This is a genomic window from Streptomyces gilvosporeus (genome assembly GCF_002082195.1).
Classification (GTDB): domain Bacteria; phylum Actinomycetota; class Actinomycetes; order Streptomycetales; family Streptomycetaceae; genus Streptomyces; species Streptomyces gilvosporeus.
Map to the genome: position 1 here is coordinate 4281834 of NZ_CP020569.1, position 19004 is coordinate 4300837.

Sequence of the window (19004 nt, forward strand, 5' to 3'; positions counted from 1 at the left end):
GTGCGCCTGCTCGGCGCGCGTACGTGCGGATGACGAATGGCAGCGCGGCCAGGATCAAGACGAGTCCGGGCCAGATCAGTTCGTCGCGCTCTCCGGGGAGGTATGCCCCCAACCCGGCCACTACGACGCCTGCCCCCATCGTTATGTTGGCTGCCACCGCTGCCCATTTGTCGCCATGCACTCGACGCCTCCCGTTGTCCTGCGTGTTGCCGTGTGCTGTCACCTCTTGCGACGGTGCGCTGCCGGGTTTTGGGCACAGGTCATCGAGCCGCAGCCCTTCTTAGGGGCGGCCGAACCGTGGGTGTAGCGGCAGCTTGGGCCCGTCAAGTGGCCCTAACAGCAAGGTCACACACATTCTTGCGTGCGCGTCTGACAGAGTGCGTCGTGCAACTCGGCCGTCGGATTACCTTTCCGTCCCTGTCGTTCCCTGTCGGTCCGTATCCGTCTTTCTCTGTGCTTCCTGTTGCTGCAATCCCGTGACGAAGGTCACGAACATTGCAACCGACTGCGGGTCGCTGATTCCCAGTAGCGCCGCTGCCTGCTCGACTGTGAGCGGCATGTCGACGGCGGCTCGGTTACCTACCCTCTCGATCTGCTCCTCGGTGGCGATCCCCGCGCGCACGAGCAGCTCACCGAGGGATACGCGGAGTACGGGCGCCATGGAGGCGAGTAGGTCGGGCGTTGGTGTGGCTTTGGCGCCCAGGATGCGCGACACGGCCGCGTGGGACACGCCGGCGTCTTCCGCGAATTTGGTCTTGCCGCCGCTGCGAGGTCCGGTGAGGTCGTACCCGATGTGGGTGAGTCGCTCCCTGAACCATGCGGCGAATGACTCGCGGGCATCCCGCGGGCCATCCGTTCTTTCCCGTTCGTTCCTTCGCATGGGTGCAAGATACCCACACTCAGGCCAGGGTGCCGACCGTTCGTCAAGTTGGTATGCGGTTGTTGCCGTAGGACTGTGGCCGAGTTCCCCCTGTACCCGTGCATGATCAGCACTATACAAGCCGTGGTCGCACTGTCACTCGATTACGTGGCTGGCATATGCACGTGTCTTAACGTTCTTGCGTGTACGAACGAAGTGCATTACGTTCTTGCTCGTTCAAACGGCCAGTTAGGGCACGGAGGACGTAGCCATGCACTTTGATCACGCTCGCCTGCTCGCGGCACTCGCTGCGGCAGGCGACACCACCGACGCGAAGATCGCGCACCGCCTCGGGGTGAACCCCTCGACCGCTTGGCGTCTGCGTAACGGCGTGACGCGCCCCGCGGCGCGGACCCTCGCCGCCATCGAGCGCGCGTACGGCGTCACCGCCGCCGAGCTGTACGGGGGCGCTGCATGAGCGTCGCCAATCTGGCCCGTGCCCGCGCCATCCGCAGCGCGGCGCAGCAGCTCGCGTACGGGGTCGCCCTGCGCGAGTCGATGTCGCCTCGCGAGGCGGCGCGTGCGGCTTGGTACCCGGGGCACCGCCTCGGCTCGGTCGAGGCGATCGAGGCCCACATACGCGCCGATCGCGCGAGCCGCACGCCGGCGCCTGCCGCGCTACGCGCTGCTGCCTGAAAAGAAGTTGGGCCGCCCGGATGGTCCCCGGAACGGCCCGACACGACCAAACCCATCCGTCACAGAGAGGACAGGTCGTGCCTGTTGTTCAGCTTATCCCCCGCCGACGGCCGAGGGCCCTTGAGGTCCCCGAGCTGTGGTCGTGGCTCCGGTCCCTGCCGGCAGCCGTTCGTGTCCGCGCGCTCTTCGCCGCGGCCGAGCTGTACCTGCTGGAGGTGACCCGATGAACCGCCCGCCGTCCGCGATGCACTTTGCTCGCGCCGCGCGTCTGGCGCGCGAGCTCGATCGGCTCGCCCCCGGCATCGTCGCCGTGCGCACCACCCCCGTGTTTGTTGACGACCTGCCGCGCGGTCCCCGGATCGCGACGTTCGTGCACCTCGTCGACGACGAGGGGCTCGTGTTGGCCGCGACGCCGGACGTGCACCGCACCGCGTACCGCCTGGTGCGCGATGCCTTCTCTTCCGCCGAGTGGTCGCACGAGTACCGGTACGACCTGCGGCGCGGCGATCTCTTCCGCTGCGATGGTGCGGCGCTGCCGCCCGGGGTGGGGGGTGTCGAGTGACTGCCGAGACCGTGCTCGACGCCGTCGCCCTCGCCTACGCGGACGACCCGACCGCCGTCGAGGCCCTGCTGCTCGACCTCGCCGGGGCCGCCGAGCACCGCGGGCACATGGCGACCTACCACGACGCCACCGACTACGGCCGCGAGGACGCCAGCGCCGCGGCCGACGCCGCCCGCGACGAGCTGCTCGCCGTGCTCGACCTCCCCCTCGAACAGAACGGAGTCGCCGCGTGACCCTCGCGCCCGAGCGCCCGCTCACCCTCACCCCTACGGGTGTCGTCATCGCTCCGCCCGACCTCGACCGCGAGGAATGGCTGACCGTGCGCCGCCGCGGCATCGGCGGCTCGGACGTCGCCGCCGTGCTCGGTATGGACAAGTACCGCAGCCCCCAGCACGTCTACCTCGACAAGGTCGGCGAGCTGCCCGACCTGCCGCGCGACCCCGCGCTCGACGAGGCCGCGTTCTGGGGCAACGTCCTCGAACCTGTCGTCGCCGACGCCTTCGCACAGCGCACCGGTATGCGCGTCATAGAAGGGCCGGGCACCCTCGCGCACGTCGACCACCCGTGGATGCTCGCCAACCTCGACCGCGTCGTCATCGAGTCTGGCCAGCGGGCACCTTCCAGCCTGCTGGAGATCAAGACGCGCAGCGCGTATCAGCTCGACGAGTGGGCCGACGGTGTGCCGGACGGGCCGGCGCTGCAAACGGCCTGGTATCTCGCTGTCACGGGCTACCGGCACGCGTACGTCGCCGCCCTGGTCGGCGGTAACCGCCTCGTCGTGCACCGCGTCGAGCGCGACGAGCAGCTCGTCGAGCATCTCGTCGCCCTGGTCGGCGCTTTCTGGCAGCAGGTGCTCGACCGCACGCCGCCGCCCGTCGACGGCTCGTCGGCAACCGCCGACCTGCTCGCCCATCTGCACGACGTCGAGCCTGAGTCGGTCACGGTGGCCGACCCCGACGCCGTGCTGCCGCTGCTCGCGCAGCTCGACGAGATCAAGCAGCGCGAGCAGCACCTCGCCGACGAGCGGCGCCTCGTCGAGAACCGTCTGAAGGCGCTTGCCGGCGAGGCCGAGCTCGTGCAGGTGCAGGGCGAGACCGCGTTCACGTGGAAGCAGAACGGGACCTTCGCCGCGAGGCGATTCGCCGCGGCGCACCCCGAGCTCGCCGCCGAGTACGTGCACCGGGTCGACGCGCTCGACACGAAACGGCTCGCTGCCGATCACCCCGAGCTCTATCGCGCGCACCGTGCGCGCCGCCTGCTCGTGCCCACCGCCAAGAAGGGGAACCAGTGACAGCCAAGGACCTTACGCAGCGCGTCGCCAGCAAGGCGCAGGCCGCTTCCGCTGGCCGCGCGCCGGCGAAGCAGGCCGCCGCATCTGCCGCGCCCACGTTGGCGCAGTTCGTCGAGTCCATGCACGGCGAGATCGCCCGTGCGCTGCCTGATCATGTCAGCCCGGACCGCATCGCGCGTATCGCGTTGACTGAGCTGCGCAAGGTGCGTCACCTCGCCGAGTGCACGCAAGCGTCGTTCGGCGGCGCCCTGATGACCTGCGCGCAGCTCGGTCTCGAACCGGGTGGCGCGCTCGGCGAGGCGTACCTGCTGCCGTTCTTCAACAAGGAACGGCGCGCGTACGAGGTGCAACTGATCATCGGCTATCAGGGCATGATCCGGCTGTTTTGGCAGCACCCGCTCGCCGCCGGGCTCGATGCCCAAACGGTCTATGAGGCCGATGAGTTCGAGTACGCGTATGGGCTCGATCCGGTGCTGCGGCACGTCCCGTCGATGGCTGCCGACCGCGGGCGCCCCGTGGCGTACTACGCGGTCGCGCGGCTGAAGAACGGCGGCTCGGCGTTCGTCGTGCTCTCCCCCGGCGACGTCGAGCGCGTTCGGCAACGGTCGAAGGCAAAGAGCTCGGGCCCGTGGCGCACCGATTACGACGCCATGGCGCGCAAGACCGCCATTCGGCAGTTGTTCAAGCTGCTGCCCAAGTCGACCGAGCTCGCGCACGCGGTCGCCCACGACGGCACCGTGCGGCGCGACTTGTCCGCCGAGGGGATCGACGCCGCCCCCGACTACATCGAGGGCGAGACCGTCGACGCCGACGAGGCCGAGGGCGACGAGGCAGGCGACGGAAGCGGGGGCGAGTGACCCACCCCCGCACCGTGCGGGGGCTCGACCTGTCCCTGACCGGCGCCGGTATTGCCGGCGCCGGTTGGGCGACCACCCTCGCCAGCAAGGGCAAGCGCAGCGACACCTACCGGGTACGCCGGGCGCGGCTGCACCGCCACGCCGCCGACATCCTCGGCACCGTCGGCTGCTGCGAGCTCGCGGTCGTCGAGGGTCCGTCGTACGGATCCCGCGGCGCCGGAACTTGGGACCGTGCCGGGCTGTGGTGGCTGGTGGTCGACGGGCTGTTCGCCCGGGACATCCCCGTTGCCGTCGTCGCCCCGTCCGCGCGTGCACGCTACGCGACCGGCCGCGGTAACGCAGGCAAGCAGGCCGTACTCGACGCCGTGCGCGGCCGGTATCGCGTGGCGCTCGGCGACGACAACCAGGCCGACGCCTACGTGCTGGCTGCGATGGGGCACGACTGGCTCGGCGACCCGCTCGCCGCCGTACCCGAGCAGCACCGCGGCGCCCTCGATCGCGTGGAGTGGCCCGACCTGCTCGAACCGGTGCAGCTCACCCTCGCCGGCGGCACGGTCCCGTACGCCGCGCTCGTCGACGAGCAGGCCGCGGCGTGAGGTGCGGTCACTGGGACGGCCCGGGGCGCCGGTACTGCGGCGCCCCGGGCCCTCGCCGCTACGTGATCGGGTGGCGCTGCCCCCTGCATACCCCTGCGCGCCTCGCCGGCCGGCCGGAAGCGCCCGAGACTCCCAACCAGCATGCAAGGAGCCCGCGTTGAGCCTCGACGCCATGGATTGGGTGTGGACCCGGTCGACGAGCAAGGGCAACGCTCGTACGGTCCTGCTCGCCATTGCCGACAAGTGCCCTGACGAACGGTGCGTCGCGTACGCCGGTACCGCGATGCTGATGCAGCGCGCCAACGCGTCGCGTTCGTCTGTGCGGGCCGTGGTCGACGCGCTGCTCGCCTCGGGCGAGTTGAAGATCGTCGAGGGTGCCAAGGGGCCGCGCGGCGAGACCGTGTATCACCTGCCTTACGCCGTTGGGCACACCCTCAGTAGGTCGGATGAGTCTTGGCTCGACGGGGTCAGGATCCGGCCCGGGTCAGATTCTGGCCCGGGTCAGGATCCGGCCCCCGGGGGGTCAGAGTCTGGCCCGGCAGGGGGTCAGGATGTGGTCCCCGGGGGCACAGAATCTGATCCCCAGAACGCAAGTAACGCAAGAGAACGCAAGGAACAGCAGCAGTCGCACGCGCCCGCGCGCGCAGCGTCCGCGGTTGTCGAGCAGTTGCAGCCCCTCGTCGACGCACTCGCCGCGGCCGGCGTCGCGGTGCGCTGGTCGCTCGGCCTCGGCGAGCAGCGCGACGCGCATCGGCTCGTCGAGCGGCACGGCGTCGCCGCCCTGGTCGACCTCGCTGCGCACCGCACCGCCCCCGGGGACGCGCCCAAGAGCGCCCGGTACTGGCTCAAGGTCTGGTCCGACCTCGACCGCCCCGCCCCGCCGTCGCCGGCGCCCGCGGGCAACGTCGTGCCCTTCCGCGGCCGTTCGGCCCCGGCCGCCGCCTCGAACCGGCAGAACCTGCTCGCCGCCCTCGGCAACATCGAATCTCGGGAGAACGCCTGATGCAGCCCCGCGAAATCGCCGCCCTACTCGACCGGATCGGCCTCGACGACAGCCGGATCGATCGGCAGCTCGCCGACGAGCACCTCGCCGAGCGCACCATCACCCGATGGACCGAGGCTCTCGCCGAAGTGCCTGCCACGCTCCCCGACGGCTCATGGGACGTCGGCCGCGCCGTCCGCTGGTACTACGAGCGGCGCGGCGGCGACAACAGCGCCCGATTCCGAGCCATCGAGCCGCACGACATCCTCGCCGCGTGGGCGCCGCATCGCACGGCCTTGATGCAGCGCCACACCGACCCCGCACCCCGGGTCGACCCCGACGACGTCGCCGGCTACCTCTCCGCGCTGCGCACCGGCCGCGCCGCGGTCGCCACGGGGCGCGCCGCACCCGTCGAGCAGCGCATGCTCACCGGCGGACCCTCCCCCGAGGTCGCCGAGCGCCTCGCCGCTATCGGCTCACCGATTCCCGAGGCGGTGCGCGGCGAGCTCGCCCGGTGGCGTCCGCGCGCTGCCGCACGCGAGGCCACGGTGCGGGCCGGCGGCCCCGATCCGCTCGCCGTCGTGTGCCCGTGGTGCCATGCCGAGGTCAAGCAGCCCTGCCGCGGCGGATGGCGCCCCAACGGCAAGGGGCGCCGCACCAAGACCAAGGCGCACGACAGTCGCATCGATCGCGCCGCCGAGCAGCAGGGACTCGCCGCATGAACCGCGCCGTTCCAGGCTGCCCAGTGCAGCGCGCCGTCGTCGCCCTGCTCGCTGCCGAGCTGTACGAGCTGCACCCCGACGCCTACCGGTCGACGCAGTCCAGCGTCGCCCCCGAGGCGATTCGCGACGCCGAGCGGCTGCTCGCCGCTCTTGCTGAGGCTGGTGTGATCGTCACAACTGACGAGGCAAAGTCGACCCAAACCCGCTAACGTTCTTTCTCGTACGAACCTTGATTCGTCGAGCACGAAAGGGGCACTCATGGCCGGAGAGACCGTCATCACCGTGATTGGCAACCTTGTCGACGACCCCGAGCTGCGGTTCACCCCCGCCGGCGCCGCCGTCGCTCGCTTCCGCATCGCATCCACGCCACGCACTTTCGACCGGCAGGCCAACGAATGGCGCGACGGCGAGTCGCTGTTCTTGAGCTGCTCGGCATGGCGCCAACTCGCCGAGCACGTCGCCGAGTCGCTCGGCCGCGGCGCCCGCGTGATCGCACACGGGCGGCTCAAGCAGCGCAGTTACGAGGACCGCGAGGGCATCAAACGCACCGCCTACGAGCTCGACGTCGACGACATCGGGCCGAGCCTGCGCAACGCAACCGCCGCCGTCGCCAAGACCAACAAGGGCAGCAGCACCTCGTCGCAGCCGGCCGCACCCACGTGGGGCAGCGCCCCCGCCGCGGCCCCGAGCGAGGACGAGCCGCCGTTCTGAGCGGCACCGATCGACCGGTCGATGCGGCCCCCATGCGCGCGCGAGGGCGCGCCGTTCCCGCCCCTACCCCTTCCGGAGTGATCCTGTGACTTCCTCCCCTGTCTCCTTGCGCTACCGGCTGGTGCGCGAGATGCGCGCCGAGTACGTGCTGCCGCTGCCCGTGAGCGCCCCCGATCTGGTCGAGGTGCTCGACGCCGTGCGCTCCCAACTGCGCGCGGCCGGCCGCCCGCTGAGCGATGCCACCGTGCACCAGGGCGACGGCCCCGAGCTCGTTGTGTCCTACGAGACCGACGAGAACGCGCCGGCCGAGCTCGCGCAGGTGGTGAACCTGCGATGACCCGCACCCCTCGCCCCCGTACCGTCGAGCACGAGCACGCCCGGCAGACGCGCCGCGAGTCCCTGCTCGTCCTGCTCGCCCGTGCCGACCGCGGAGTGCTCACCCGCCCCGAGGGCGCGCTGCTGCGCTCGCTCGTCGAGGCCGAGCTCGCCGAGGGCGACCAGGCGCGGCGCAGCGCCGGCGGGCAGCAGGCCGCGGTACGCCGCATGCAGCACAGCCTCGGCGCGGCCGAGGACGCGATACGGGAGATCGAGGCCGAGCGCGACCGCCTCGCCCGTGACGTCGCCACGCTGCACGACGCGATCAACAACGCTGCCCGAGAGGCATTTGCCGAGCGCAAGCGACACCGTGCCGAGGAGAGCGCCGAGGCGCAGCGTGCCGACCGGGCCGAGGCCGAGCTCGTCAAGGTTCGCGAGCAGCTCGCCGAGGCCGAAGCGTCCGCGCTGCGCTACGCGAATTGGCTCGCTGACGCTCAACGCGCGTGCGGCGCCCCGAACTGGCCGGCCCTGCCCGAGACGATCCGGGACCGCATCAGCGCCGCACACGCCGCGTAGTCAGCCTCGACTAGGAACACGCCACCAGCCATGGGAGGACGCGCACCGATGCCCACCGCAGAGACTGCTCGCCGCGAGGCCGTAGCCGCGCTGCGCACCGTACGGGAACTGTGGGGCGACCTGCTGCTCGCCATCGAGACACCCCGCCCCGACGACGTGTGGCCACCGCGGCAGCTCTCGCACCTGCTGCGCCCCGTCGCCGACGAGGTGCTCGACGTCGTCGAGCGTGCGCCGCTGGTGTTGCGCGAGCACCCCGCACCGCTCAACCTCGACGCCCTCGACGCCGGCCTCGCGGTCGAGCGGCAGTTGTTCGACCTCGCTGACACCCTCGCCGCCGCCGTACAGCGCGCACCGCTGGACGACCCCCGGCGCTGGACGTTCCGCAGCCCGACCGACCCCGGCAGCCGCGCGCACGGGCTGCACTGGGCCGCCGTGTGGATCGAGGGTCGCGTGCTCGACGAGGACACCACACCCGAGCATTACGCCGGCGTCCCATTCGACGCCGCGCCGTTCGCGCCCCTGCCCGAGTACCTGCTGCACGAGGCATGGACAACCGCCCGCGTGTGCGCCGACCGCGTGCTGCGCGCCCTCGACCTCGACCACCGCTCGACCCTCGTGCCGGGCCGGCCGTGCCCGTGGTGCGCCGGTCAACTCACCTTGCACACCGGGCCGGATGAACCGCCGACGGTGACCTGCTCGACCGGTCCGGCGTGCAGTGCGCCTGTGCTGCTCAACATGCGGGGGCGGCGCGTGTGGGGGTGGCGCGAGTTGCCCGCCCTGGTCGTCGCGCTCGATGCCGCGCAGGAACGGCAGTGCGCACCGGCCGCATAGCGGTGCGCGTCAACTCGGCTCCCTGGTTGGGGAGTTGGCGGAACGAGTTTCGAGAATAGGGGTTGTGTACTGAGGTCATTGGGGTAATGTACTCATCACACCCCGAGTGGCAGCTCGGGACGGAACACCACAAGACATGGAGACCCCCATGCAGCAGACCCCCACCGCCCGAGTGCGGCAGTCCTCCCACCCCCACCAGAGCACCGAGCAGGCCGCACTCGCCCGGCACATCGTGCTCGACATCCCCCTCGACGGCCGGCTGCGCCGCGAGGCCGGCGACGCGCTGTGCCGCCCCGCCACCGACTTCTACGAGCTGGAGCGCGGCGACGTCGACGGGGATGCCACCTGCCGCAAGTGCATCGAGCGCGCCGCCCGCTACGGCGTGCGCGTGATCACCCTCGCCGCGGACGTGGCGCAGCTCCACGTCGAGGCCGACGAGCTGATCGCCGACATGGCCGAGGCCGGCGCCGACCTCGACGAACTCGCCGCCGAGATCGCACAGTTCGGCGCCGACCTCGACGCCTTCATCGAGCAGGCGCCCACCGTGCACCACTTCGACGACACCACCGAGGCGTACAACGCGACGCAGTGCCGAGACGACATCCACGACGGCGACGTGCTCGTGATCGCGTCCGAGTCGGTCGTCGGGTTCCTGCGCGCCGCGTGGCCGGGCGCCATCACCGCCGCACACGGCGAGCTGCACACCTTCACCGCCGACCCCCGGACCATCGATGACGGGAAGTACGCCGGATCGGTCGAGCTCGCCGAGCAGATCGCACGCGAGCTCGGCGCGCCACTGCCGGACGAGCAGCAGGTCGTCGAGGGGGTTGTCGTCGAGCACGCCGGCGCCGCCGAGGGCAGCCTGCCCGAGCACGCCACGCACCCCGACGTCGTCGCCGCGCGCAGTGTGCTCGCCGGACTGCCGCCGGCCGCGATGACCGTTGACACCGACATCAGCCGCTACGCCGACAAGGTCGACACCAGCGTGCGGGGATACCTGATCGAGCCGCGCGACCCCGGACGCGTCGCCGCCTACTGGATCGAGGGCGGGATCTTCACTGCCCCGAATGGTGAACCGCACCGCGCCGAACTCGACACGCTGCGCGCGAGGTTCCGCGAGGCTGGTTGGACGGTCGAGCCGAAGAGCCTGACGTGCGTGTTTGCGTGGCGACCGGCTGAGAGCGACGCCGACCAGGCCGAGGCGCAGCAGGCCGCGCCCGCCGAGCTGCCCGCCGCTGTCGATCTCGACGACGCGACGTGCCTGCATGGGCTGCGCCCGCGGGCGGACGTGAGCGGCGACCCTGTCACGGGGTGCGCCCGCAAGCAGCCCAACCAGAGCGCCGGCGTGTGGAACGACGAGGGGTGCGTGCTCGCCGTTGACTGCTGCGTCGAGGCCGCGAACGACTGCGCGCAGTACAACGTCGAGGCGGAAGCGCCGGCCGACGACCCCGAATTCACGTGGTCGCTGATGTGCACCGAGCACGATGAGCAGACGGCCGATGCCTGCGAGGAGTGCAACGCCGTGCCGGTCGAGGACCGGTGCAAGGAGTGCTCGGGCAAGGGCTGCCACTGGTGCTACTTCACCGGCGAGCAGCAGCCCGAGCAGGCCGAGGTCGACGACGCTGCCGAGCAGGACGTCGCCGAGGCCGAGCTCGCCGACACCGTCGAGGCCGTAGCGCAGGCCGAGGCCGCCGACGGCACGTGGCGCGGCGGCTGGATCGCCTCGACGCCGCCGGCGTCCGGCGAGGCGCTGTTCGACCTCGACGACGGCGAGCAGGGCGCACTCTTCAACTGATCGGCGACCGCTGCGCCCGCCCCGGCTACCTGCCGGGGCGGGCTGTCAGCGGCACACGCGACACTGTCCCCCCACCACCCACGAGAGCAGGAATCATGACCACCGACGACGAGCAGCCCAAGGTCGCCCACTACACCCGCACATCCCGCACCCGCAACGAGCCCCCGCCGCGCACCCAAGCCGAGCAACTCGGCGCGATCATCCGCGACGTGCCGGGAGCAACCCCACACGAGCGGTTGCTGCACGAGATGCTCAGTGCGACGGCCGAGCACGAGCTCGCCACGGCGCGCGCCCGCATCCGCGCCGTTGGTCAGGCGCTGCGCGATGGCGAGGACGTCGTCGACGTCCCGGTGATGATCTTCGAGGCCATGCTCGCGGAAATGCCCGTCGAGGAGATCGCCCACGAGCTGAACTACAGCGAGGGCGAACTGCGCGAGATCGAGCGTTCGTACGCGTGGCACACGTGGGTCGTCGAGATGCTGCGCAACGGGCAGTGGCAGCAAGAGGCGGTCGACGAGGAGATTTGGCACCGCGAGCGCGTTGCCGAGTGCGCCGCCGAGGCGCTCGACGACACCCTCGACGGCGCCGCAGATCACGCGCGCGTACGGGTGTGGGTCGGGAGCAACCCCGAGCGCACCGGGCCGCCGGCGCATGTTGCGTACACGCACGACCAGGACGCCGACTAACCGGGCGGAATGAACATGGGACAGCAGATCACCCCCGAGCGCGCGTACGGCCGGACCACGGCCAAGGCGCGCACCGTGCACCTCGCCATCGGCGACAAGACACTCTGCGGCCGGCCCGTACGTATCGCCGTGCCCGCCGAGCAGGCTCTCGACGGCCCGCTGTGCGGCGTCTGCGAGCAGGAAGAGGCCCGCCGCGCGGTGACCCCGCACGCCGAGGGCGCGACCATCCGCACCGCGACCGGCCCCGGGAGTCCGGCCGCGTACGTGGCTGCGCTGCGTAGCGGCGACGACGTGCCAATGCCCACCGTGGTCGTCGAGTGGATGCGGCAGGTCATCGAGGCTGCGGCGCCGACCAAGGGAACCGACGGCAAGATCACGTACGACGATGCCCGGCGCATCCGGCGCGAGTCCGTCGCCCTCGACAAGGTGCGCGACGAGCTCGTGCTCGACGCCTACGTGAGCGGCACGCCCGCGATGCAGATCGCCGACGACCTGCTGCTGACCTCGGCCTACGTGCACCGCATCGTCAAGCAGAACCCTTGGTCGGCCGTGTGGCGCGCCGAGCGGTTCGACGGCGAGCAGTGGCTGCCGCTCGGCGACAAGGAACGAGGCACCATCGAGCGGCCGACAGGGAACGCGGCGCGTGTGGCCGAGCGACTGCTGCCGCCGATCATCGCTAAGGGCGTGACGGGCGCGCCGCTGCGCGTGCTGGTGTGGCGTGACACCGAGGGCCCTGTCGACCAGGCGCGCGCCGTCGCCGAGTACAACCCGGGCGACTTTCCGTCGCACCCCGGGCGCAAGTAAAAGAAGCGGGCCCGGCGCGCTGGCAGGCGCTAACCGGACCCTCGCCTAGGACAGGAGACCCCCTATCCATGGCTTACGCCAACCGTACCGCCGCCGGCCCTGTGTCGGCTCCCCCCTCCTGGTTCGTCCGTTGGGGCCCGCTGGCCGCCTCGGTCGCCATGACTGCCGGTTTCGCCTTCTTGGCGTTCCGCCTCTCGTTCGCCTCGCTCACCGCGCTTGCCATCGATCACGGAGTCGCCGACAACGTCGTGTGGATGTTCGCCTGCCTCGTCGACGGTGGCGCGGTGGTGGGCACGGTCGGCGTGGTCATGGCGCGCGGCACCGGCCGGCGCACGTGGCCGTACTGGCTGACGGTCGCCGGTTTCGCGGCGACGTCGCTCGGCTTCAACGTCGGGCACTCCGACGGCACTGCCGCCGGCGTCGCTATCGCGGTGACACCGCCGGTGGCTCAACTCGTCGCCACCGAGCTACTTGTGCGGATGCTGCCGACGCCGCAGGCCGACACCGTGTCGCCGGTCGCCGTCGCACCGTCGGTCGCTGCCGCCGAGGCTGCCGCCCGGACGGCGACCGCCGCCGCCAATGCCGCTCGCGACGCCGTGAGTGCCGCTGTCAGTGACGCCACTGCCGCCGCCGAGCGCGCCGCGGACCGCGCCGAGCACGCTGCAGAACGGTTTTCGCAGGTCAACGGGGGTGCCACTGTCGCCGGCGTGCCGGTCGAGCAGGTCGACCTCGCCGCCCTGGTCGCCGCCGTCGACGACGAGCCGCCGTTCACTGCCGCCGACACCGACGCCCCGCCGCCGGAACCGTTGCCGCACTCGGCGACGTTCGCCGCCCCGCCGCCGCTCGCCACCGACGGGTGCGACGAGGTGCCGCTCGTCGACGACGAGGTGCCGCAGCAGTGGGTCGAGGCGTACCGGCGCATTGAGCGTGTGACCGGTAAGCGGCCGACGGCTGAGCGCGTCGGTGCCGAGCTTGGACTGCGGCGGACGAGGGGCGGTGAGATTCGCGAGTTGGTCGAGGCAGTTCTCGAACCCCCTTGCGCCGTTATCAGTTCGTGACCTAATGTGGGTGGCGCTTCCGGCGTGCCCGGAAACAGCGCGACAACTCCACATACCCGAGCGCCCTGCCACGCATCCCCCCGACGTGGCAGGGCGCTCGCCTATGCCCGCCGGGAGGTGACCGCCCATGCAGCGCCGCCCGGTCACCGCCGACGAGCGCACCGAGATCCAGCGCCGACACGCGGCCGGCGAGACGCGCAACCAGATCGCGCGCGCCCTCGGCCGCAGCGCCTCGACCATCTCGCGCATTGCCGGCGAGCTCGGCCTGCGGTTCGAGGGCGGCGCCCGCACCGCGGCAGCCACCGAGGCGCGCCGACTCGACCTCGCCGCGCTGCGGCGCGACCTCGTCGAGCGGCTGTACCTGCGCGCCGCGGCGAACCTCGACCGCGTCGAGGCACCCGACGGTTACGTGCGCGTCGAGCTGCTGCCCGACGGCCGCACGGTCCGTGTGGTCACCGACGCGCCGCCCGCGCAGGACGAGCGCCACCACTCACACGCCATCGGTACGTACCTCTCCAGCGCACAGCGCCTCGCCGACGTCGACAGCGACGGCGAGAGCAGGGGCGCCTCGATGCTCGATCGCCTCGCCGACGCCCTGCTCGGCCCTGCCAATGGCGGTGATGACGAGGGGGGTTGATGACTGCGCCTGTCTCGCTCTCCGACAAGCAGCTCGGTTCGATCCGCGAGTCGGCACCGGTCCGTATCGCCCTATGGCACGGTGCCGTACGGTCCGGCAAGACGATCGCCTCGTTGCTGGCCTTCCTGCTGTACGTGCGGCGCGCCCCCTCGTCCGGGCTGCTGCTGATCTGCGGCAGGTCATTGCAGACCATCGAGCGCAACGTGCTCGAACCCCTGCAAGATCCCGCCCTGTTCGGGGACGCCGCCGCCGCGGTGCGCCATACCCGCGGGGCGACAACGGCGAGTATCTACGGCCGGACCGTGCACCTGATCGGCGCGAGCGATGCGCGGGCCGAGGGCCGGCTGCGTGGCCTGACGGCCGCGCTCGCGTACGTCGACGAGGCGACGCTGCTGCCCGAAGCGTTCTTTGTGCAGTTGCTCGCCCGACTGTCCGTGCCCGGCGCGAAGTTGCTCGCGACCACAAACCCGGATTCGCCGCGGCACTGGCTCAAGACGGGGTATCTCGACCGTGCGCACGAGCTCGACCTCGCCTCGTGGCACTTCCGCCTCGACGACAACCCGAGCCTTTCCGAGGCGTACGTCGCCGCGCTGCGCGCCGAGTACGTCGGGTTGTGGCGCCGCCGGATGATCGACGGCGCGTGGGTGGTCGCCGAGGGCGCCATTTACGACATGTTCGACGAGCAGCAGCACGTCGTCGACGAGCTGCCCGCCATGCGCCGGTACTGGCTCGGCATCGACTACGGCACCACGAACCCGACCTCGGCTGTACTGCTCGGCGAGGGTGTCGACGACCGGCTGTATGCGGCTGCTGAGTGGCGTTGGGACTCGCGCGCCATGCGTAGGCAGCTCACTGACGCGCAGTACAGCGCCCGTATCCGGGCATGGTTGGCCGAGCTCGACGTCGTGCCGCAATGGACGTTTGTGGACCCGTCCGCCGCGAGCTACATCACGCAGCTATGGGCCGACGGGCACCCCGGGGTCGCCCGTGCCAATAACGACGTGCTCGACGGCATCCGGTCGACCGCGACCGCGCTCGACTCCGGGCTGCTGTACGTGCACCGCTCGTGCGAGGGCCTGCTCGACGAACTGCCGGGCTACGCATGGGATCCCGTCGCATCCGAGCGCGGCGAAGACCGACCGATCAAGCGCGACGACCACTCGTGCGACGCGCTGCGCTACGCCGTGCACTCCGCCGGCCATGAGTGGCGCCACCTGCTACCCGCACCGACCGCCGAGGGGGTGACCCGTGCCGCTGCCTGAAATCGACATCCCATGGCCGCCGCAGCAGTTCGCGGACGAGTACCGCGAAATGCGCGTCGACGATGCGTGGTACTCCGGCGACCGCGACCGCCTCGCCGCCGTATACGCCCGCACACCGCGCCGCGAGAACGGTCTGCGCCGGTTGTGGAGCCGCCGGCCCGAGGCGCCGCTGCGCCCCGAGACCCGCATGCACATCCCGCTCGCCGCGGACATCGCGAGCACCTCGGCCGCCCTGCTGTTCTCCGAGCCGCCGACGTTCACTGTCGACGACACCGCGGCGCAGCAGCGGCTCGACTACTTCGCCGAGGCCGGCGGGATCGCGAACACGTTGATCGAGGCCGCCGAGGTCGCCGCCGCGCTCGGCGGCGTATACCTGCGTGTGACGTGGGATCGCGAGCTCGTCGACCGGCCGCTGCTGACCGTCGTGCACGCCGACTGTGCGCTGCCCGAGTTCCGCTACGGCATCTTGACTGCGGTCACGTTCTGGCACGAGCTGCCGAGCGACTCGGCGACGGTATGGCGCCACTTGGAGCGGCACGAGCCCGGCGCGATCCTGCACGGCCTGTACCAGGGCAGCGCCGACCGCCTCGGCGTCCGTGTGCCGCTGACCGAGCACCCCGACGTCGCCGGACTGGTCGACTCGCTCGGCGAGCAGGGCGACGTGATCGAGACCGGGCTGCCCGACGCGCTCACCGCCGCGTACGTGCCCAACATCCGCCCCAACCGCAAGCGCCGCGGCAGCCTGCTCGGCCGCTCCGACTTTCAAGACCCGATACACGACCTGTTCGACGCGCTCGATACGACATGGTCGAGTTGGATGCGCGACATCCGCCTCGCTCGCGCCCGGTTGATCGTGCCCGACGGCTACCTGCGCGACAACGGCCCCGGGCAGGGAGCCACGTTCGACCAGGACCGGGAAATTTGGACGCCCCTTGCCATCCCTCCCACCGAGCAGGGCGCCGGCATCACGTTGTCGCAGTTCGCGATACGCGTCGCCGAGCACCAGTCGACCGCCGAGGCCATCGTGCGCCAAGCCGTAGAGGCGGCGTCCTACAGCGCGCAGACTTTCGGACTCGGCGACGGGCCGGCGGTGACCGCAACCGAGGTCACCGCACGTGAGCGCCGCAGCATGATCACGCGGGACGTGAAGGGGCGGTACTGGGCACCGGCGCTCGTCGACATGCTGCACGTGATGCTCAGGCTCGACCGCATCCTCGGGTACTCGACCGTGAACGCCGACCAGCGCCCGCGGCTCCAGTTCGGCGACGCCGTCAGCGAGGACCCGCAGACCACCGCGCAGACCCTCGCCCTGATCGCGCAGGCCGAGGCCGCGAGCACCGACACCAAGGTGCGCACGCTGCACCCGGATTGGGACGACGCCCGCGTGCAGGCCGAGGTCGACCGGATCCGGGAGGAGACCGGAACGGCCGTGCCCGATCCGATCACCGGCGCCCCCGCCGCGGCGCCGGCGCCGCAGGCCGAGGCCGAGCTGCCGTTCGCCGCGTAGGTAAGGGGGTGTCCGGTGCCGGTCTCCCCCGACATGGTCGAGGACCTTTCGGCCGGCGTCCATGACCTGTATGCGGACGCAGAGGACCGCCTCTTGCAGCTCGTCGCACGGCAGCTCGCCGCCGGGTACGACGCTCCGGGGTGGGCGCAGCGCAAGCTCGCCGCCATCCAACCGTTGCGGCGTGCGGCGCAGGCTGTCGTCGACGAGCTCGGCAAGGCCGTGTCTCTTGAGGTGTTCGACGTGATCGCCGAGTCGTACAACCGCGGGCACCGTGCGGCGGTTGCTGAGCTCGGCGCCCTCTCGGACAAGGCGCGGCGCCTGGTCGACGAGATCACCCCGAACGCGCAGGCTGTCGACCGCCTCGCCGCCGAGGCCGTACAGGTGGTCACCGCCACCCATCGCGGCATTCTGCGGGCCGTACTCGATGGCTTCCGCGAGGTCATCGCGCGCGTGACCGCGACGCCCCTACTGGGTATCGGGACGCGCAGGCAGGCGACACAGGATGCGATGCGGCAGTTTGCCGACCGCGGCATTTCCGGATTCACCGACCGCGCCGGCCGACGCTGGCAGCTCACGAGCTATGCCGAGATGGCGGTACGGACGTCGACCGCGCGCGCCGCCATCGAGGCGCACACCCGCACTCTGGCCGAGGCTGGCCTCGACCTGGTGATCGTCTCCGATGCACCGCGCGAGTGCCCGCTGTGCCGCCCGTGGGAGGGCAAGTTGCTCGCGATCGACGGGCCCGACGGGCGCCGTACGGTCGAGGTCGAGCACGCCATCGAGGACGGGCGCATGCTGCGCGTGGTCGTGCAGGGCACCCTCGACGAGGCGCGACGGGCCGGTTTCCAACATCCCAACTGCCGGCACTCGGTCTCGGCGTACATCCCCGGTATCTCCTCGCTGGTGCCGCCGATGCGCTCGGATGGGTCGGGATACGAGGCCACACAGCGGCAGCGCGCCATCGAGCGGAACATCCGCAAGCACAAGAAGCGGGCCGCCGCCGCGGTGACGCCCGAGGCGAAGAAGGCGGCCGAGGCGAAGGTGCGCGACTGGCAGGGCAAGATGCGCGAGCACCTCGCCGAACATCCGGGCCTGCGCCGCAAGCGCGAGCGCGAGCAGCTCGGCGCCGGCAACCTCCCGCCCGCCCGCACCGAGGCGCCGCAGGCTGCCGTCGAGGCCGCGCGGCTGCGCGCCGGCGACGAGCACACGCCCGGGGAGATGAGCGAGCAGCAGCTCGCCGACGCGATCGGAACAGCCCTGCCCGACGAGCGCGACCTCGACCGGGCCGCGGCCGAGCTCGACCGGCGCGACGAGCAGGTGCTGCTCGACCGCATCCGCCCCGGCGGGCAACTCGCCGGCGATCTTTCGCAGTTCTCCGACGCCGAGCTCGGCCGCGTGCTGCGCCACTTGGACGACGAGCAGGTGCTGCGCGTGGCTGCGGAGATGGACCGGCGCGACGTCGCCGCCCGTCTGCCCGAGGCCCGGCCCGATCTGGTCGGCATGTCCGACGAGCAGCTCGCCGGGCGCGCCCGGCACGCCGATGCGGCCGAGCTCGCCGCCATCGCGGCCGAGGCCGACCGGCGGCAACTGCTCGCCGAGCTGTTCCCCGACGGGCGCCTCGCCGGTGATCTCTCCCAGGTCGGCGACGAGGTGCTCGGGTGGGCCGTGCGGTACGCGCAGCCGGCCGAGGCGGAGCGGATCGCCGCCGAGCTTGACCGGCGTTACCCGGGCGAGCTGCCTGCGGCCGAGAACGCGACCGGGCCGGCCGCGCAGCTCGCGGACGGGCGGGCGGTCGACGAGATCCTCGCGCCCGCCCCCGACGCCGCCGTGTGGGCTGTGGCGCTCGGCGACCCGCCCGAGGACCCATACGCCGGTATGACCTCCACCGAGCGTTGGATCGCCGAACGCGAAGAGGCGCAGCAGTCCGCGCAGGCCGCTTACACCCGGGCCGAAATCCGCGAGCTGTACCGGGAGCACTGCTACCGGCAGTTGCTCGCCGCCGAGGACTGGACAAACGGCTACCTGCTCAACCGCCGCGCCAACGCGCAGGGGGTCAACCCCGAGTCGCTGTTTTCGGGCCCGTCGCACGTGGCGTACGCGCGCGCGTCCGAAGAACTCAAACGGTATTGGGCCGAGGTCGAGCCGCGGCTCACCCTGGCCGAATACACTGAACAGCTCACCGGAGTTCGTACCGCCGAGGGCGACCGCGCACGGCGCAGCCGGGACGACCAACAGAACCGATTTTGACCAAGGGGGC

The 19004-nt window shown here is 71.5% G+C and carries 23 protein-coding genes; 22 read left to right on the forward strand and 1 reads right to left on the reverse strand.

All coding sequences use genetic code 11. The features are described from left to right. Positions 1-403: 403 nt before the first annotated feature. Entirely contained in the window at positions 404-880 is a 477-nt protein-coding gene (locus tag B1H19_RS18905; RefSeq protein WP_159028075.1) for a helix-turn-helix domain-containing protein, read from the reverse strand. Positions 881-1130: 250 nt separating this feature from the next. Here B1H19_RS18905 and B1H19_RS18910 point away from each other — a divergent pair, with 250 nt between their 5' ends. The 22 genes from B1H19_RS18910 (at position 1131) to B1H19_RS19010 (ending at position 18994) form a co-directional block, all read left to right on the forward strand. Beyond that, entirely contained in the window at positions 1131-1337 is a 207-nt protein-coding gene (locus B1H19_RS18910) for a helix-turn-helix domain-containing protein (RefSeq protein WP_083105831.1), read from the forward strand. After that, positions 1334-1555: a hypothetical protein gene (locus B1H19_RS18915; RefSeq protein ID WP_083105832.1), complete on the forward strand. Its 222-nt coding sequence runs from the start codon at positions 1334-1336 to the stop codon at positions 1553-1555. Before B1H19_RS18910 ends, B1H19_RS18915 begins: the two co-directional genes overlap by 4 nt. Positions 1556-1778: 223 nt before the next feature. Then, positions 1779-2117, forward strand: a complete 339-nt coding sequence (locus B1H19_RS18920) for a hypothetical protein (protein WP_083105833.1) — start codon at positions 1779-1781, stop codon at positions 2115-2117. Further along, positions 2114-2350: a hypothetical protein gene (locus B1H19_RS37980; RefSeq protein ID WP_107426046.1), complete on the forward strand. Its 237-nt coding sequence runs from the start codon at positions 2114-2116 to the stop codon at positions 2348-2350. Before B1H19_RS18920 ends, B1H19_RS37980 begins: the two co-directional genes overlap by 4 nt. Further along, the gene (locus B1H19_RS18925; RefSeq protein ID WP_107426048.1) at positions 2347-3408 is read left to right on the forward strand and encodes a YqaJ viral recombinase family nuclease; all 1062 of its coding nucleotides are present in this window, start codon (positions 2347-2349) and stop codon (positions 3406-3408) included. The genes B1H19_RS37980 and B1H19_RS18925 overlap by 4 nt, the downstream gene beginning before the upstream one ends. After that, positions 3405-4265, forward strand: a complete 861-nt coding sequence (gene recT / locus B1H19_RS18930) for a recombination protein RecT (RefSeq protein ID WP_083105835.1) — start codon at positions 3405-3407, stop codon at positions 4263-4265. Before B1H19_RS18925 ends, recT begins: the two co-directional genes overlap by 4 nt. Further along, positions 4262-4861, forward strand: coding sequence for a hypothetical protein (locus tag B1H19_RS18935; protein WP_083105836.1), 600 nt, complete (start codon positions 4262-4264; stop codon positions 4859-4861). Before recT ends, B1H19_RS18935 begins: the two co-directional genes overlap by 4 nt. Before the next feature lie 157 nt (positions 4862-5018). After that, the gene (locus tag B1H19_RS38700) at positions 5019-5864 is read left to right on the forward strand and encodes a helix-turn-helix domain-containing protein (protein ID WP_159028076.1); all 846 of its coding nucleotides are present in this window, start codon (positions 5019-5021) and stop codon (positions 5862-5864) included. Continuing rightward, positions 5864-6565 carry a zinc finger domain-containing protein gene (locus B1H19_RS18945; protein WP_083105838.1) on the forward strand — a complete coding sequence of 234 codons (702 nt, stop codon included), beginning with the start codon at positions 5864-5866 and terminating at the stop codon, positions 6563-6565. The genes B1H19_RS38700 and B1H19_RS18945 overlap by 1 nt, the downstream gene beginning before the upstream one ends. Next, the gene (locus B1H19_RS18950; protein WP_159028077.1) at positions 6562-6774 is read left to right on the forward strand and encodes a hypothetical protein; all 213 of its coding nucleotides are present in this window, start codon (positions 6562-6564) and stop codon (positions 6772-6774) included. The genes B1H19_RS18945 and B1H19_RS18950 overlap by 4 nt, the downstream gene beginning before the upstream one ends. Positions 6775-6823: 49 nt before the next feature. Beyond that, on the forward strand, positions 6824-7276 hold the full coding sequence (locus tag B1H19_RS18955; protein WP_083105840.1) for a single-stranded DNA-binding protein: 453 nt from the start codon (positions 6824-6826) through the stop codon (positions 7274-7276). Positions 7277-7361: 85 nt separating this feature from the next. After that, positions 7362-7613, forward strand: coding sequence for a hypothetical protein (locus B1H19_RS18960; protein WP_159028078.1), 252 nt, complete (start codon positions 7362-7364; stop codon positions 7611-7613). After that, positions 7610-8167, forward strand: coding sequence for a hypothetical protein (locus B1H19_RS18965; protein WP_083105842.1), 558 nt, complete (start codon positions 7610-7612; stop codon positions 8165-8167). Before B1H19_RS18960 ends, B1H19_RS18965 begins: the two co-directional genes overlap by 4 nt. Before the next feature lie 48 nt (positions 8168-8215). Beyond that, positions 8216-8998 (forward strand): hypothetical protein, encoded by a 783-nt coding sequence (locus B1H19_RS18970; RefSeq protein ID WP_083105843.1) that lies wholly within the window; start codon positions 8216-8218, stop codon positions 8996-8998. A 148-nt stretch (positions 8999-9146) separates the two neighbouring features. Beyond that, entirely contained in the window at positions 9147-10793 is a 1647-nt protein-coding gene (locus B1H19_RS18975) for a hypothetical protein (protein ID WP_159028079.1), read from the forward strand. A gap of 95 nt (positions 10794-10888) precedes the next feature. After that, positions 10889-11479 (forward strand): hypothetical protein, encoded by a 591-nt coding sequence (locus B1H19_RS18980; protein WP_083105845.1) that lies wholly within the window; start codon positions 10889-10891, stop codon positions 11477-11479. Positions 11480-11494: 15 nt separating this feature from the next. After that, positions 11495-12283, forward strand: a complete 789-nt coding sequence (locus tag B1H19_RS18985) for a hypothetical protein (RefSeq protein WP_159028080.1) — start codon at positions 11495-11497, stop codon at positions 12281-12283. 68 nt (positions 12284-12351) lie between these two features. Continuing rightward, complete coding sequence (locus B1H19_RS18990; RefSeq protein WP_083105847.1) at positions 12352-13341, forward strand: DUF2637 domain-containing protein; 990 nt, start codon at positions 12352-12354, stop codon at positions 13339-13341. Between the two features lie 127 nt (positions 13342-13468). Continuing rightward, complete coding sequence (locus B1H19_RS18995; protein ID WP_083105848.1) at positions 13469-13978, forward strand: helix-turn-helix domain-containing protein; 510 nt, start codon at positions 13469-13471, stop codon at positions 13976-13978. Next, on the forward strand, positions 13978-15240 hold the full coding sequence (locus B1H19_RS19000; RefSeq protein ID WP_083105849.1) for a PBSX family phage terminase large subunit: 1263 nt from the start codon (positions 13978-13980) through the stop codon (positions 15238-15240). Before B1H19_RS18995 ends, B1H19_RS19000 begins: the two co-directional genes overlap by 1 nt. Next, positions 15227-16747: a phage portal protein gene (locus B1H19_RS19005; protein ID WP_083105850.1), complete on the forward strand. Its 1521-nt coding sequence runs from the start codon at positions 15227-15229 to the stop codon at positions 16745-16747. Before B1H19_RS19000 ends, B1H19_RS19005 begins: the two co-directional genes overlap by 14 nt. A 15-nt stretch (positions 16748-16762) precedes the next feature. Continuing rightward, a complete protein-coding gene (locus B1H19_RS19010) occupies positions 16763-18994 on the forward strand; it encodes a phage minor capsid protein (protein WP_237289391.1) in 2232 nt (743 codons plus the stop codon). Positions 18995-19004 lie beyond the last annotated feature (10 nt).

Bases quoted from the DNA above. Each gene is read 5' to 3' on its own strand.
- B1H19_RS18915 (WP_083105832.1), top strand. From the start codon at position 1,334: ATGAGCGTCGCCAATCTGGCCCGTGCCCGCGCCATCCGCAGCGCGGCG.
- B1H19_RS18970 (WP_083105843.1), top strand. From the start codon at position 8,216: ATGCCCACCGCAGAGACTGCTCGCCGCGAGGCCGTAGCCGCGCTGCGC.
- B1H19_RS19000 (WP_083105849.1), top strand. From the start codon at position 13,978: ATGACTGCGCCTGTCTCGCTCTCCGACAAGCAGCTCGGTTCGATCCGC.
- B1H19_RS18975 (WP_159028079.1), top strand. From the start codon at position 9,147: ATGCAGCAGACCCCCACCGCCCGAGTGCGGCAGTCCTCCCACCCCCAC.
- B1H19_RS18990 (WP_083105847.1), top strand. From the start codon at position 12,352: ATGGCTTACGCCAACCGTACCGCCGCCGGCCCTGTGTCGGCTCCCCCC.
- B1H19_RS18950 (WP_159028077.1), top strand. From the start codon at position 6,562: ATGAACCGCGCCGTTCCAGGCTGCCCAGTGCAGCGCGCCGTCGTCGCC.
- B1H19_RS18995 (WP_083105848.1), top strand. From the start codon at position 13,469: ATGCAGCGCCGCCCGGTCACCGCCGACGAGCGCACCGAGATCCAGCGC.
- B1H19_RS18965 (WP_083105842.1), top strand. From the start codon at position 7,610: ATGACCCGCACCCCTCGCCCCCGTACCGTCGAGCACGAGCACGCCCGG.
- B1H19_RS18955 (WP_083105840.1), top strand. From the start codon at position 6,824: ATGGCCGGAGAGACCGTCATCACCGTGATTGGCAACCTTGTCGACGAC.
- B1H19_RS18980 (WP_083105845.1), top strand. From the start codon at position 10,889: ATGACCACCGACGACGAGCAGCCCAAGGTCGCCCACTACACCCGCACA.
- B1H19_RS18920 (WP_083105833.1), top strand. From the start codon at position 1,779: ATGAACCGCCCGCCGTCCGCGATGCACTTTGCTCGCGCCGCGCGTCTG.
- B1H19_RS18985 (WP_159028080.1), top strand. From the start codon at position 11,495: ATGGGACAGCAGATCACCCCCGAGCGCGCGTACGGCCGGACCACGGCC.
- B1H19_RS18945 (WP_083105838.1), top strand. From the start codon at position 5,864: ATGCAGCCCCGCGAAATCGCCGCCCTACTCGACCGGATCGGCCTCGAC.
- B1H19_RS18905 (WP_159028075.1), bottom strand. From the start codon at position 880: ATGCGAAGGAACGAACGGGAAAGAACGGATGGCCCGCGGGATGCCCGC.
- B1H19_RS18910 (WP_083105831.1), top strand. From the start codon at position 1,131: ATGCACTTTGATCACGCTCGCCTGCTCGCGGCACTCGCTGCGGCAGGC.